We start from the raw sequence: 14,163 nt of genomic DNA, 5'->3' as shown, positions 1-14,163 counted from the left end.
CGAGGGCGGGGTGGGTCAGCAGGAGCAGTCCGGGCGGGCGGCCTGCAGGTCGCCGCGCCGGTAGGCCCGGTAGCGACTGCCGTCGACGTTGCGCGGCTTGCGGGATTGGACGCCGTAGGGGCGCAGGAGCAGAGCGAGGCGGACCGGGGTGAGGTCGGCGTAGCGCCAGCGTCCATCGGCCTCGCCGGGCAGCTCGCGCAGGCGCGTGACCAGCTCCGCGGTGCTTACATACTCCGCTGCACCCAGGACGTCGACGATGTCAAGGCGGGCATGGACAATCGTCCTCGGCCGACACGGGCAGGTCAGGAACCCCTCGCACGTGGCCTCGTGGAGGTCATCGAAGCCGTCGAGGTCGTCGGGACCCTCCAGATCCGCGAAGTCGTCGAAGCCCTCGAAGTCGGGATCGAGGTCCGGATAGACGTCGGGCTCTTCGTCCTCCACCGGCTCGTACTCGCTGGGCGGTTCGGGCTCGTACGCAGCCGCGCAGCAGCAGGAGGTGGACAGCAGCGCGCTCAACTCGGCTCCGCCTGCCATGCGTTCGATCAGCAGGTCGGTGAGCGTGTCGAACTGCTCGGTGGCACTGACGCCGGCGGGACGTTCGGCGCCGGACAGGGCGGCGAGCTGCCGGTCGAGGTCCTGGATCTCGACGAACACATCGACGATGGCGCGGTGGTGCGGGTTCTCGGTGACCTCGGCCGGCGCCAGTACCGCAGCGGCGACCTGGTCGATCAGGGTGGGGAACTGCGTCAACGAATGGGGCCCTTCAGGGTCGGGGGCAGTGCGGGTCGGGGAAGGCCGGGCATCGCGTAGGGCGGTGGTCCTGGCTTGGGGATGGGCTGGCGCGCGCCCAACTGCGGCGAGCGGGTGCGGGCCGCGTGGGTGCGCTCGCCCAGGGGCCGTCGGGTGATGCCGAGGCGGGCGCGGGCGGTGTCGTACACGTCGTGCGCCTCCCGCGGGCGTACGGCCACGACATGTATCTCGGTGGTGTGGGTGGAGTTGGCAGGCGCCGGCCGCTGGGCGTAAACGATGCGCCACGCATTGCGGTGATCGACGTAGACCTTGCGGCATCCGGCGAGATCGCGGGTGAGTCTGGCGCCGAACAGGCGGGCGTTGACGACGTCCTGGAGCTGGGCGAGCGCCAGGTCTCAGATGTCGCTGGGGGCCTGGAGAAGGTCGGTCAAGGCGCGCGGGTCGAAGGAGAGACCGAAGGCGGGCTGGTCGTGGCCGCTCATCCGGCCCCCTGGCCGGGCGCGCCGTTCTCCTCTGACTCTGCGGTTTCGGCAGTGGTCCGGCTTGAGGGCGGCGGGCCGGGCAGCAGGCGGTGGGCGGGTCGGTCCGGATCGGTCATGCACGCCGACAGCGGACCGCCGGCAGCCCTGACCGTGGCCATGGCGTGGGTGAGGAAGTCCCGGTGCCAGACGAACAGGCCGGACAAACCGGCCTCGGGATCCTTGTGCTGCTGGTAGGCCAGCCACAGGGCGTGGAGCCAGGCGACGACATCGGCGTGTTCCTGCCAATGCTCGCACCACGGGGCGGCGGTGGTGACCTCCGCCCCGTAGACCCGGACGAGGAAGTCATCCACCCAGTCCGACAGCGCGTCGAGTTCGTCTTCGTACTCCTCGCCCTCCAGCTCCAGGATCGGGCGAGGCTCCGGCGGGGCGGGCTGCGGCGACAGGCCCGCGAACCCCGGCAGGCCGAAGGCGCCGAACGGTGAGTCCGTGGCCGGCGGTGCGGAGGCGAGGCTGTCGAGCTGGCGGGCCTGCTCGGCAGATTGGTCCAGCAGTTTGCGGACGCTCGCCTCAATGCTCTCCAGATCGGACTCCGGCAGCCGGACCGGTTCCGTCTCCCCGTCCTCCGGGGGGTCTATGGATTCAGGCACGAAAAGGGCCTCCTTGAGCCGCGGCCGTTGGGCGTGAATTGCGGCTCAAACCATCCGGAGAAACCCCGGTTTCGGTAACCGGGACTGTGCTGCTATAATGCCCCGCGCGGCACGGCCATGGTGTGACGAGCCAGTCACCACAGGCCGTGCCCGCGCTGCACGACAGGGCTCAGGATGTGAGGGTCAAGTCGTCCTGGGACAAAGTCTGTTGCAGCGTTTCGGTGAGCCGGTCGGCGGCTATCTCGGCGTAGTGCTTGGTCTTCTCGACGCCGATGAAATCACGGCCCTCCAGCAGGGCCGCGACTCCCGTTGAGCCGGATCCGCAGGTGAAGTCGAGCACCGTGCCGCCGGGCGGGGAGATCTGCACCAGCTCACGCATGACGGAGACGGGCTTCTGCGTGATGTGCTGTCGACTCTTGCCTGATGGCTGCGAGGCGCTGTACAGGCCGGGCAGGTAGACCGGGTTCCTGGAGGCGTCGATCGGTCCGTTGCTGGCCCAGACGACGAATTCGCAGTTCTGGGTGAAACGTCCCTTCTGGGGCCTGGCCTGCGGCTTGTGCCAGGCGAGCACGCCCCGCCAGAGCCAGCCGGCGGCCTGGATGGCATCCGTGGTGATCGGCAGCTGCCGCCAGTCGGTGAACAGCAGCGCCGTGCCGCCGACCTTGGTGAGCCGGTGTGCCTCGGTCATGATCTGGGTCAGCCAGAAGCCGTAGCTCCGCTGATCCATGTTCTCTCCGGTGAAGTCCGGCAGTTCGTGACCTGCGTCGGCGGAGGTGTACTTCTGCTTCGCGCTGCGGGAGGTGCGCTCCTTGGCCGTTCGCCCGCCGCTGTTGTACGGCGGGTCGGTGATGACGGAGTCGACGCAGTCGTCCGGCAGTTCAGCGAGGACGCCGAGCGCGTCGCCCTGGTGCAGGGAAAAAGGCAAAGAGATACCCCAATTCGGGTCGGGTGAGGTGAGGGAGACGCTCCGGCCCGCCTGGATAACCCGCGGGACCGCATGCGGGCAGGAAGGCACTGCGGGCCGCGCAGCGGCGGGGGCGAGGGGAGGAGACAAAACTGTAGGGCACGATCCCCGGTTGAGCGCTATCGCCGCCGAAAACCCCGAAATAGCGCCTTGATCGGACACGATTTCGGCAACCGGGGATCCGCCCTTAGTGTTTTGGAACTGCCCGGCGGACCACGCCGATGGCGCATCCCCGCCCCTGCGTTCGTGGAGGTATCCCCATGTCCTGGCACACCTGACCCGACGCCCCGTGCCGGTGCGAGCGGCAACTCGCGCACGTGCACCTAGGCTCCGATTTACCCACCACCCGGCCGTCGCGCCCTTTCCTCAACGACGCACGCGCAGCCGGGACTTCACCAAGGACCTCGTTGTGACATCGCTCTACCCTCCCCCGCCCGCGCACCGGTCTCCGGCCCGTGACGGCCGCCCGGGAGGCGTCCCCGATTGAAGGGCGTGGCCGCCGGCATCGGCGTCTTCGTCCTCTCTCCTCTCCTCCTCTCCGGCACGGCCATGCTGATGGCCACCAGCAGCGAGGCCGCCCAGACCACCTACTCGTCCTTCAGCTGCGTGGGCGACGTCGACACCGACACGGTCGTCGAGCAGGTCACCAAGATCCTCAACGGTGCGACCGCCAAGGACGTGCACGTCGAGGGCCTGTCCCTGCCCGAGGAACAGATCCCCCACGCCCGCACGATCGTGGCCACCGGGATCGGCCTCCACGTGCCTAAAAAGGGCCAGATCATCGCGCTCGCCACCGCGATGCAGGAATCACGGCTGCGCAACCTGAACTCTGGCGACCGCGACTCGCTGGGTCTGTTCCAGCAGCGGCCGAGCCAGGGCTGGGGCACCGCTACGGAGATCCACGACCCCATCTACGCGAGCGAGCAGTTCTACAAGCACCTGCTCGCGGTGGACGGTTGGCAGCAGCTGACCGTCGCCCAGGCCGCGCAGAAGGTCCAGCGCTCCGACTACCCCAACGCATACGCCGACTGGGAGGAGCTGGCGACCGCGCTGCAGAAGGCGATCGCCGCGACGTTCCCCGACGCCGACCAGGACACCAGCGAGACGAACACCGCCTCCAGTACCGCGCCCTGTGCGGCGGCCGAGGACGGCTCCGGGTACGGCACCATCCCGGAAGGGTCGGTACCGAAGGGCTACTCGATCCCGAAGGACGCCGATCCGAAGGCGCGCAAGGCGATCGCCTGGGCAATGGCGCAGCTCGGCACGATGTACCAGTGGGGCGGCACCTGCACGGCGCCGCACGGCCCCGACCCAATGGGCCGCTGCGACTGCAGCTCGCTGACCCAGCAGGCGTACAAGCACGCCGGCATCCAGCTCACCCGCACCACGTATACGCAGGTCAACGAGGGCAAGACCGTGTCCCCCAAGGCACTCAAGCCCGGTGACGTGATCTTCTCCCGCGGCAGCGCCTCCCGCCCCGAACACGTCGGCATGTACATCGGCTCGGGACTCGCGATCGAGGCCCCCCGTACCGGGAAGCCTGTGCGGATCACGCCGCTCGCGGACTGGGACATCCTCGCCGCCCGCCGCGTCACCTGACCGCCGGTCGGGGCACGGCAACCCCGCCATACCCCCTGACCGGGATACCCCCTGAGCCTCTTCCGCACTCACCTCGGACGGGCCCCGCAGGACCCGCCGTCCTGCCCACCCTCATTCCCCTGACAGCACGGAGCACCTACAACTTACGGAGCCTCATTGCACCTGCTCGAAACCCTGCAGTATCTGGCCTACGACCCCGGCATCACGCCCTCGGGCGGTGGCCTGCCCGGCCTCGCCGTGCTCAGGAACGTCGTCAACTCGATCAACCTGTTCGCGATCGTCGCCGTGGTAGGCGCGCTCGCCGTCTCCCTCGGCGTGTGGGCGTGGGGCCACCACACCGGAGGTCACCAGGCCGAGGCGAACGGCAAGAAGGGCGCGGTCGTCGCGGCGGGCGCCGCCCTTGGCCTCGGCGCCGCGAACGGGGTCGTGGCGTTCTTCTCCGCCCTGGGGTCGCAGGTCCACTGATGCCGAAACGATTCCCCTCCCTGTCCGGCTACGGCCTCGGCTGGTCGACCCGCCAACGCATCACGGTCCTCGCCACCGGCCTCGCCGTCCTACTGGCTCTCGCCGTCGTCGTCGCCCTGGTCACCGGCCGCACCACAGCCGGCGACAGCCAGGCCGCCGCTCCGTCCTCCGGGCCGAGCAGCAGTACCTCCGCGTCCGCCGGTCCGACGGCGTCGGCCGGGGCCGGTTCGGTGGCCAAGCCCCCGCAGCTGGCGGACCCGGTCGCCTTCGCCGAGGCCGCCGCGGCAATGCTGTGGGCGTACGATTCCCGCACCACCAGCCGTGACCAGCAGCTCGCCGGGATGAGGGCGTGGCTGACGGCGGAGACGAAGTACGCCGACTGGTCCTCGATCGCCGCGCAGGTGCCGGATCCGGTGCTGTGGTCGCGGATGGCCGACCAGGACCAGTACGCCACCGCCACCGTCACGGGGGCCCACTACCCCTCGGCGTTCAAGCAGGCCCTGGCGGACGATCCGTCGGCGATCACCCAGGCGTACATCTACGCCGTCACCGTCACCGGCAAGCAGCAGATCGCCTGGAAGAAGGGCGGGGCCGGCGCCGAGGACCGCTCCATCACCCTCGCCGTGCAGTGCCGCCCCAACGCGAACTGCTCGCTGGTCTCCATCGCCCCCCGCGTCGTGCCCTGACCTGCCCCCAGCCCACCTGAGAAAGGAGGGGATTCCCCCTTGGGCTTCTGCGACCTCCCCCTCGCGGACAAACTCTGCGCCGTCGGCGACGCCGTGGACTTCGCCTCCGACCCGGGCACGGCCATCGGCAACTGGATGGCCAAGAGCGCGGGCGAACTCGCCGCAGCCGCAGCTGACTTGGCCGCCGAGGCGGTCAACACCACCACCAAGGTCGACTTGAACGCCGGGTGGTTCCGAGACAACTACGAGATGATCCTGCCGATCGGCCTGGTCGTCCTCGTCGCCACGTTCTGCGCCCAGCTCGTGCGCGCCGCGATCCGCCGCGACGGCCAGGCGCTCACCCAGGCATTCACCGGCACCGCCACCGGCGTGCTGTTCGCGTTCACCGCGATCGCCTTGACCACCGTCGCCATCGAAGTCGTCGACGCATTGAGCGACGGACTCTTCAAGGCCGCCAACCTGGACATCGCCACGGCAGTGCGGCGGATCGTCAAGGTGGGGCAGATCGCCTCCCTGTCCGGCCTGGGCTGGCTCGTCACGGTCTTCGTCGGTGTCGGCGCCGCGATCGGCGCCTTCCTCTACTGGGGCGTGATGATGGTCCGCAAGGTCGGCATCCTCGTCATGGTCACCCTCGCCGTCTTCGCCGGAGCCGGCGGCGGCTGGGAGGTCGCCCGGCGCTGGCGCAAGGGCTGGATCGAAGCCACCGCCACCCTCGTGGTCAGCAAGTTGCTCATGACTGTGATCTTCGTCCTGGGCATCGCCGCGATGGGCAAGACCGAGGCGAAGGACGGCATCGCCGCCCTTGCCGACGTGATGGCTGGCATCGTCATCCTGGCGCTGGTCCTGCTGTGCCCGCATGCCACGTTCAAGTTCGTGCACTGGGCCGCCTCCGAGGGCTCCGACGCCGAGACCCTGCACCGCTCCGGCGGAGCCGGTGCGCAGATGGCCCGTCAGCACGCCGAACGCGCCGGGCGCAAGGCCGCCGCCGCGGTCGCCACTGCAGGAAGTGGCGGTGCCGCAGCCGGAGCGGGCGCCGCTCCCCAGGGCCCGGACTCCGTGCCGGGTGGCTTCCCCGGCGACATCGCCGCCAACCCCACGCCGGACACCGGCAAGGAAGGCGGCAGCTCAAGCACGCCGTCGTCCGGGGACGAGGGAATCAAGACGGGTCTGGAGAAGGCCGTCCAGCCCCCGCCGACCAGCCCCGGTGACGACACCAGCGGTCAGGTCGGCGGTGCATCCGGGCAGGGTGGCGGTTCCGGATCGCACCCCAGCGGCGGCAGCGGCTTCATGTCGCAGCCCGGCGCAGGCACCTCAACACCACCGCCGCAGGGCGCCCCGCCGGCACCGAACTCGGCCGGCACCTCCAGCGGAACCGGGGCACCGCCTCCCGCGCCCAACGGCCTGTGACCTTGCCCGACTCCGGGGCGGCACGCGCTGCGCATTCCTCGCCGCGTGCGCCCCCCGCGCACCATCGGAACGGCCCTTGTCTGATCTCACCGTCCAACCGCTCACCGTCAAATTCCCCCACCGGTCCAGGCGCGGCATACTGCTCGGCCTCTCCCTGCCCCAACTCATTCTCGTGTCAAGCGCATTGGCGCTGCTGCTGGTCACGGTGGTATCCACCGGGCTACTCGGCGCCCTCGCCCTGACCCCGCTGTGGGCCGCGGTCGCCGCCCTGGTCGTCGTCCGCAGGCACGGCTACTCGCTGATCGACTGGGCGCCGATCGTCCTGCGCTTCGCCCGGCGGCGGCATACCGGCCAGAGCCTGTGGCTCGCCCGGCCCGTCACCCGTCCCCGCCAGGACGGCATCCTGCACCTGCCCGGCACCGCCGCCTCACTGCGCGTCGTCACGCCCGGCGATTCCGCCAACCAGGCCGCCGCCGTGCACGACCCGCACGGCCAGACCCTGACCGCCATCGCCCGCGTCTCCTCACGCGCCTTCGCGCTCCTCGACCCGGCGAGTCAGAACCACAACGTCAGCAGCTGGGGGCGGGCCCTGGCGGGCATCGCCCGCACCGGACACGTCGCCACTGTGCAGGTCCTGGAACGCACCGTGCCCGACAGCGGCAACACCCTCACCCGCTACTGGGCCCAGCAGGGCCACCCCGAAACCCCGGTCGCCGGACAGGTCTACAGCGAACTTGTCGCCTCCGCCGGCCCGGCCGCTGCCCCGCACGAGGCGTACCTGGCGATCTCCCTCGACCTCAAGGCCGCCAAGCGCCTCATCAGTCAGGCCGGCGGCGGACTGCCCGGCGCCTTCACTGTGATGGAACAGACCACGTCCTCCATCGCCCAGGCCGCGCGCAGCGCCGGACTGATGGTGACCGGCTGGCTCAGCGCCCGCGAGATCGCCGCCGTCATCCGCACCGCCTACGACCCCAGGGCGCTGTCCGCGCTGCAGCAGTGGTCCAACTCCGGCCGGGCCGAAGCCGACCCGGCAGCCGCCGGGCCCGTGGTCCAGGTCGAGGAGTACGACCGGCTCGCCACCGACTCCGCCCGGCACGCCACCTACTGGGTCGAGGACTGGCCCCGCACCGAAACGAGCGCGGGCTTCCTGCACGGCCTGATGTTCACCGCCGGGGTCCGGCGCACCCTCTCCCTTATCTATGTGCCGCAGGGGCTCGAGTCCGCGATGCGCGACGTGCAGCGCAAGAAGGCGGCGATCATCGCCGACGCCAACGAACGCTCGCGTCGCGGGCAGGTCGACTCCGAAGCCGACTCCGTGGAGTACGCGGACGTCAAGGTCCGCGAGCGCCAGTTGATCGCCGGACACGCCGACGTGTCGCTGACCGGGTTGCTCACCGTCTCCGCGGAGTCCGACGCCCTGCTCGACGCCGCGTGCGCGCAGATCGAGACCGCCGCCGTCACCGCCCAGGTCGATCTGCGACGGCTCAACTTCCAGCAGCCCGACGCCTTCACGCTCGGCGCCCTCCCCCTCGCCCGCACGGCCCTGTAACCCCCGCCCCGGCCGACGTCCTGCCACCACGGCAGGAAGGAACCCTTCCTCTTTGACCTCTGCCATCCCCGTCGGCGACGCGTACCCGTACCTGCGGGCCGCCAGCGCCGGTATCCGCCACCACGCCCGCGCCCTCACCCCACGCACCCAGCACACCGCTTCACCCGCGGATCGCGTGCACCTCGACGTGCTGCACGCCCATCTGACCGCACTGCACCACCTGCTCGACCAGCTCGCCGAATCCACCCGTCCGCCGCATCCCGCCGCCGGCCGCCATCTCGCCACCGCGCACACCCGGCTGTGGCAGTCCGCCGCCGCGGTGCACGACGCCTTCCACCTCCTGCCCGTCGCGGACGAGACCCCGACGGACACGGAATGCCGCCCCGAGCGGCTGCCCGAGGGGCCACCCGTCCTGACCATCTGCCAGCGCCACCTCGCTGCAGGTCACGTCGTCCGCCGCAAGACCACCCCCAGCGACCTGAACACCCCGCTGCACGGCCACACCACCACCTGCAGCCAGTAACCCCCGCACCCCCGAAAGGCCCTGAATGCGCAACCTGAAGCGCTCCACCTCCGCCGCCGTCGCCCTCGCCGCGCTCGCCGGCACCGCCACCCTGGCCACCGCCACTCCGGCATCCGCCGCCAGCTACCACTGCAAGACCAGCAGCCACAGCGTCGACGACCCGAGCTATAACGGCCCCGACTCCGACAACTGGGACTTCGACGTGACGCTGTGCGCCATGCGATCCGGCGGCTACATCTACACCACCGCCACCGTGTACTGGGACGGCCCGTACACGGCCAAGAACCGCAGCACCCTGACCTTCAACAAGGCCAAGTTCCAGCTCCAGACCAAGCGGAGCGTCAGCGGCGCGGACCCGGTCGTGAAGTCCGGCGCCTACACCGGCCTGGAGCACGCGCTCGAACACAGCAGCGGCAACGGCAACGGCTCCTACTCGACCGGAACCCTCAAGTCCAAGGCGGGCTCCGGCCGCTACCTCGCCGACGGCTACATCCAGCTGGACTGGTCGGGCGACGGCAAGAGCTATCGCAGCCCGATTCTGTTCACCGCTTCGCCGGTCGTCTGACCCCGAGCCGCGTCCAGACCGCCGTCACGTGAAAGCCGCCCCGTCATGAGCCACCGGCCTGCGCGCCGAGCCCGCCGCGCCAGCGCCAGCCCCCTGTTCACCCCGCACGGCACCGATCGCGCGTCCCGCACGGCTGCCCGCCGGCAGCTCACCGAGGCCGCCGCGAAGGCCCGCCTCGAAGCAGCCGCCCACACCAGCGGCGCTGGCGTAGCAGAACAGGAGATGCCGGCGCCCCTCTTCCCACCCGCCGGGCGACCCGGCCCCGCATCCTCCCGCAACAACAGGCTCAAGCTGCCCGCCCACCGCATGACCACCGCCACCGCGAGCGGGGCGTACCCGTTTCTCGCCGAAGGCGGCCTCGGCGCCGAGGGCATCTACATAGGCCGCGACGTCCACGCCGAAGCCTCCTTCTGCTTCGACCCGTTCGCGCTGTACGGCAAGGTCGAGGGCTTCACCAACCCCAACGTGCTCCTTGCCGGGGTGATCGGGCAGGGCAAGTCGGCGCTGGCCAAGTCCTTCGCGTTGAGGTCGATCGCCTTCGGGTACCGGGTCTACGTCCCATGTGATCCGAAGGGGGAATGGACGCCCGTGGCGCAGGCGCTGGGCGGTACCTCCATCGCGCTCGGGCCGGGCCTGCCCGGAAAGCTGAACCCTCTGGACGCGGCACCGCGGCCCAACAGCGTCTCCGAGGCCGACTGGGCGGGCGAGATCCGCAAGCGCCGCCTGCTGCTGCTCGGCTCGCTGGCCCGCACCGTGCTCGGGCGGGACCTGCTACCGATGGAGCACACCGGCCTCGACGTCGCGCTGGATGCCGTCGTCACCCGCGCCGCCGCCACCGGTCGCACCCCGCTGCTCGGCGACATCGCCGCCACCCTCAACAACCCCGACGAACTCGATGTGGCCGGCGGCATCATGTCCGGCCGCCTCGGCGACGCCTCCCGCGACCTGGCCCACGCCATGCGCAGGCTGGTCCACGGCGACCTCGCCGGGATGTTCGACGCCCCGAGCACGGTGGCCTTCGATCCCAACTCGCCGATGCTCACTATCGACCTGTCCCGCCTGGGCGGATCCGGCGACGACACCGCCTTGGTCTTGGCGATGACCTGCGCGTCCGCGTGGATGGAATCCGCACTGTCCGACCCAAACGGCGGCCGGCGCTGGATCGTCTACGACGAAGCCTGGCGCCTGATGCGCCACCCCGGCCTCCTGCAGCGCATGCAGTCCCAGTGGAAGCTGAGCCGCGGACTCGGCATCGCGAACCTGATGGTGATCCACCGGCTGTCCGACCTGCTCACCGCGGGCGACGCCGGATCCCGCGGCCGAGCCCTGGCCGAAGGTCTGCTCGCCGACTGCTCCACCCGCATCGTCTACCGGCAGGAGACCGACCAACTCCACGCCGCAGCAGCCCTGCTGGGCCTGGCCTCGGTGGAGACCGACGCGATCTCCCACCTCAACCGAGGCCGCGGCTTGTGGAAGGTCGCGGGGCGCAGCTTCATCGTGCAGCACCTCCTGCACCCCCACGAGCTGGCGCTCTTCGACACCGACGCCCGCATGCACTGAAACCCCGCTCACCTCGCGTTTCGACGACCGACAGGAGCCTTCCCATGTCCGCCTTCACCCCACGCCGACGTCACCGGGCGGCGGTTTCCGGCTCCGCCCTCCTGGCAGCCACCGCCCTGGTAGCCGGATGCGGCACCACCACCGAGGCCACTGACACCACCTCCGTCAGCTTCTCCCCGGCACCTCGCACCCCTACGCCGGCCGCCACGCACGCGGTTCACGGGCTAGACGGCACGTGGCGGCCGATCAACTCCGACAGCCCCATCGCCTCGCTGACCATTTCCGGAACCGCCGTCACCACGACCGGCACCCTTGCCTGCCCCGGCACTCTCGCTCAGACCACCACGGAAACACCCGTGCTCACCCTGCACTGCACGACACCGGACTCGGACCGCGCCCGGGGCACACTCAAGCTCAAGCCGGACGGATCCGCGCTGGTCATCAACTGGGACGGCCCCCAGTGGGGCGGCGCACTCGACAGCCTGCGCCGCGTCTGACCACATCCCCGCCGCAGAGAACCTCAGGAGCCCATGCCCCCGACTCGCACCGACCTGTCTGCCTTCGCCGCCGCGCTCGCCGAACGCCTGCCCGGCACCTGGACCAGCGAGTACCACCGTCACCCCACCTACAAGGACCAGTTCCCCACCATCGAACGGCTCTGGGACGCCGGCCACGTGGACTACATCGTCAGCCAGTACGTCCTCGGTCATGACGCCGTCCTGAACGGCCCCGATGGAGAGCAGCTCTACGTCACCGACCGGCCCCTGTACCGCCACCAGTTCGTGGTGGCCGCGCTGGAGCCCGAGGGCTTCAAGACGCACCAGATCTCCCCGGTACGTGAGCCGAACGGCATCGCCGTCCCCAACGATCCGGCCCGCGCCGCTGCCGCAGTCACCCGCCGCGCGCTGCCTCGCTACCGGGCGGCCCTGGACGCGGTCCGGCACAACGCCTTCAGCCAGCCCGAGCCTCCGCACCGCCAGCCCGCCCCCGAGGTCGCCCAGACTCTCACGCTGGTCTGGTACCCGGACGGCGTGGTGGGAGCACCGTACGACTCGGTTCCCGAAGAGGCGCGCATGACGCTGTTCGGCTGCAACTTCCAGTACAGCCCGAATGAGTTCGCCTTCGTGCTGCCGGCTTCCTACAGCTCCAAGGAGCGCGCCCTGCTGGTTCAGCTCGCCGCCCAGCGGCTCACCCTCCAGGGCATCGGGGTCAACTTCCGCCGCGCCGCTCCCCTCTCGCCTCCCCCTGCGGCATCAGCAGCCGCGAGCAAGATGCTGCCAATGGTGTCCTCCTCCCGGAAATCTACTTCCCGCCGGTAGAACCCGCCCTCTGCATCAAGGAGTTGCCGCTGTCCGATCCCGACCAGCGGATGCTGCTGCACGACGTGGCCGACCGGCTCAACACCGTTGCCGACCGCCTTCCGCTCCCCGACCAGATCCGCCCGGATCCGGCGCTGAGCGAGATCCTGGACGACGAAGTCCGTCACCTGGCCCGCCTGCTGGGATTCCTGGCCGGCGAGAGCGCCTTCCGCCATCGCGCCGCCGCCCGCTCCTCGGCCCGGCCCACGACCACGGTGCGCCGCACGACCCTCGCGCTCGCGAGCGCCGCCGAACCCACCGGGCTCGCGCTCGCCGCCCTCAGCGCCGCAGTTCATCGCCTCGGCCAGCTCGCCGACCTCGCTCACCAGGCCCCTGGCGCCGCCCGCGACCGGGCGATCACCACCGAGCACCAACGGCTCGAAGACCACCTCGACGACAGCCGCATCTACCTCGCCCGCGCCGCGAAGCACTTGCGCGCCGCTGCCGACACCCGCACACCACCGGCCGCGCCGGCCGTGCCCTCCCCGTCGACCACCACAACCCGATCCCGCTCCCGCTGATCCCCTCCCCGGAGCGCCCTCATCCCCGCACACTGCCGGCCCACGAATGGAGTCAGGTCCGCGGGCAGCTCGGCCTCGCCGTCCTGCCCGCGATGGAAACGTGGCTCGCCGGCAGCCAAGCGTTCGAGCGCCAGGCCCGCGCCGCCGTACGGGCGGGCCGGCCGCGCTGTCCGCGCCCAGCCCGCGACTGCTCACCGCTCGCCCCGCGCCGCTGCCCACCCCGCGCTCCGCGGCAGCGCACCGCTGACCGCTCACAGAAGGGATTCGCCTCTGTCTGACTGCTTCCGCTTCGGCGCCCATCCTGACCACGGCTTCGTGGCCGCTGCCACCGCGAACATCCCCGCGCACCTGGCCGACTGGTTCCTGGTCCGTGAACAGTTCGAGCCGGTCCCCGAGACCCCGGGCCTGTACCGGCTCACCCACCCCCAGCAGGACGGGGTCCGCCGTACCCGCCAGGCCGTCCTCGACCTTCGCCGACACGGCTACGAGGTGCAGGCCGACTACCCCCTCGACCCCTCCCTCGCCGCCGGCCCACCTCAACCGGCCGTGCGCAACAAGCTGATGGAGCGGCGCAACCCCATTGCGCAGGCAGCGGCCACCCGCTCCCCGCAAAGGCTCACCGCTCCGACAGCCACCCTCCCTGAGTTTGTGCCGCAGGCCGCCGCGGTGCCCGTGGGCGACCGAGCACAGAAAGCCGGAAAGGGGCGGAGCCGATGAGCGACGAAGCGATCCGCATCACCCGCGGCCTGGGCGGCGAAGTCGAAGTCGATGGCCCGGTCGATGCCTTCGCCGCGAGCGTCCTGGCCCGTGCCGGATTCGACACCTATCCCACGCTGCGCGGCGTGTGGATCCGGTTGCCGTTCGACCTGGGCCGCACCTGGGAGAACGAGCACGCCGCCTGGGCTGCGGAGATGCTCACCGCAGCCCGCTACAGCGTCGACCTCGACCCTGACCTGTGCCCCACTCCGGCCGCAACCTCCGCACCGCCGACGCTGCGCCGCACGAAGACCGCCATGACCGCGCAGCCCTCGCCCACCGGCAACCCGCGGCAGCCACGGCGCTGACCCAGCGTCCCAAGACGAAAGCC

The 14,163-nt window shown here is 70.8% G+C and carries 16 protein-coding genes and 1 pseudogene; 13 read left to right on the top strand and 4 right to left on the bottom strand.

Going from position 1 to position 14,163, the window contains the following annotated elements; translation table 11 throughout:
• Positions 1 to 15: 15 nt before the first annotated feature.
• The 4 genes and pseudogenes from OG252_RS45345 to OG252_RS45330 form a co-directional block, all read right to left on the bottom strand.
• Positions 16 to 750, bottom strand: coding sequence for a DUF3631 domain-containing protein (locus tag OG252_RS45345; RefSeq protein WP_329343703.1), 735 nt, complete (start codon positions 748 to 750; stop codon positions 16 to 18).
• Positions 747 to 1,232 (bottom strand): annotated as a pseudogene (locus tag OG252_RS45340) (hypothetical protein). The gene OG252_RS45345 and the pseudogene OG252_RS45340 overlap by 4 nt, the downstream one beginning before the upstream one ends.
• The gene (locus tag OG252_RS45335) at positions 1,229 to 1,879 is read right to left on the bottom strand and encodes a DUF4913 domain-containing protein (protein WP_329343701.1); all 651 of its coding nucleotides are present in this window, start codon (positions 1,877 to 1,879) and stop codon (positions 1,229 to 1,231) included. The pseudogene OG252_RS45340 and the gene OG252_RS45335 overlap by 4 nt, the downstream one beginning before the upstream one ends.
• A 169-nt stretch (positions 1,880 to 2,048) precedes the next feature.
• Complete coding sequence (locus tag OG252_RS45330; protein WP_030614312.1) at positions 2,049 to 2,804, bottom strand: DNA-methyltransferase; 756 nt, start codon at positions 2,802 to 2,804, stop codon at positions 2,049 to 2,051.
• Positions 2,805 to 3,326: 522 nt separating this feature from the next.
• Between OG252_RS45330 and OG252_RS45325 the strand changes: the two genes are divergently transcribed.
• The 13 genes from OG252_RS45325 (at position 3,327) to OG252_RS45265 (ending at position 14,140) form a co-directional block, all read left to right on the top strand.
• Complete coding sequence (locus tag OG252_RS45325; protein WP_329343698.1) at positions 3,327 to 4,442, top strand: C40 family peptidase; 1,116 nt, start codon at positions 3,327 to 3,329, stop codon at positions 4,440 to 4,442.
• A gap of 156 nt (positions 4,443 to 4,598) precedes the next feature.
• Positions 4,599 to 4,907 (top strand): DUF6112 family protein, encoded by a 309-nt coding sequence (locus tag OG252_RS45320; protein WP_329343696.1) that lies wholly within the window; start codon positions 4,599 to 4,601, stop codon positions 4,905 to 4,907.
• Positions 4,907 to 5,593 carry a hypothetical protein gene (locus tag OG252_RS45315; protein ID WP_329343695.1) on the top strand — a complete coding sequence of 229 codons (687 nt, stop codon included), beginning with the start codon at positions 4,907 to 4,909 and terminating at the stop codon, positions 5,591 to 5,593. The genes OG252_RS45320 and OG252_RS45315 overlap by 1 nt, the downstream gene beginning before the upstream one ends.
• A gap of 39 nt (positions 5,594 to 5,632) precedes the next feature.
• The gene (locus tag OG252_RS45310; RefSeq protein ID WP_329343693.1) at positions 5,633 to 7,000 is read left to right on the top strand and encodes an SCO6881 family protein; all 1,368 of its coding nucleotides are present in this window, start codon (positions 5,633 to 5,635) and stop codon (positions 6,998 to 7,000) included.
• A 76-nt stretch (positions 7,001 to 7,076) separates the two neighbouring features.
• Positions 7,077 to 8,549, top strand: a complete 1,473-nt coding sequence (locus OG252_RS45305; RefSeq protein ID WP_329343691.1) for an SCO6880 family protein — start codon at positions 7,077 to 7,079, stop codon at positions 8,547 to 8,549.
• Positions 8,550 to 8,601: 52 nt separating this feature from the next.
• Entirely contained in the window at positions 8,602 to 9,072 is a 471-nt protein-coding gene (locus tag OG252_RS45300; protein WP_329343689.1) for a DUF6238 family protein, read from the top strand.
• Between the two features lie 25 nt (positions 9,073 to 9,097).
• Positions 9,098 to 9,637, top strand: coding sequence for a hypothetical protein (locus tag OG252_RS45295; RefSeq protein WP_329343687.1), 540 nt, complete (start codon positions 9,098 to 9,100; stop codon positions 9,635 to 9,637).
• A gap of 45 nt (positions 9,638 to 9,682) precedes the next feature.
• Positions 9,683 to 11,197, top strand: coding sequence for an ATP-binding protein (locus OG252_RS45290; protein WP_329343685.1), 1,515 nt, complete (start codon positions 9,683 to 9,685; stop codon positions 11,195 to 11,197).
• 44 nt (positions 11,198 to 11,241) lie between these two features.
• A complete protein-coding gene (locus tag OG252_RS45285) occupies positions 11,242 to 11,694 on the top strand; it encodes a hypothetical protein (RefSeq protein ID WP_329343683.1) in 453 nt (150 codons plus the stop codon).
• Positions 11,695 to 11,727: 33 nt separating this feature from the next.
• Positions 11,728 to 12,516, top strand: a complete 789-nt coding sequence (locus tag OG252_RS45280; RefSeq protein ID WP_329343681.1) for a hypothetical protein — start codon at positions 11,728 to 11,730, stop codon at positions 12,514 to 12,516.
• Positions 12,517 to 12,539: 23 nt separating this feature from the next.
• Positions 12,540 to 13,076 (top strand): hypothetical protein, encoded by a 537-nt coding sequence (locus OG252_RS45275; RefSeq protein ID WP_329343679.1) that lies wholly within the window; start codon positions 12,540 to 12,542, stop codon positions 13,074 to 13,076.
• Positions 13,077 to 13,391: 315 nt separating this feature from the next.
• Positions 13,392 to 13,793: a hypothetical protein gene (locus OG252_RS45270; RefSeq protein ID WP_329343677.1), complete on the top strand. Its 402-nt coding sequence runs from the start codon at positions 13,392 to 13,394 to the stop codon at positions 13,791 to 13,793.
• The gene (locus OG252_RS45265) at positions 13,790 to 14,140 is read left to right on the top strand and encodes a hypothetical protein (protein WP_329343675.1); all 351 of its coding nucleotides are present in this window, start codon (positions 13,790 to 13,792) and stop codon (positions 14,138 to 14,140) included. The genes OG252_RS45270 and OG252_RS45265 overlap by 4 nt, the downstream gene beginning before the upstream one ends.
• Positions 14,141 to 14,163: the final 23 nt, after the last annotated feature.

The sequence above is a fragment of the Streptomyces sp. NBC_01352 genome (genome assembly GCF_036237295.1).
In the GTDB taxonomy this organism is placed as follows: Bacteria; Actinomycetota; Actinomycetes; order Streptomycetales; family Streptomycetaceae; genus Streptomyces; species Streptomyces plumbiresistens.
Note: the sequence above shows the minus strand (reverse complement) of the source record. Positions and strands in the feature narration are given on the sequence as shown.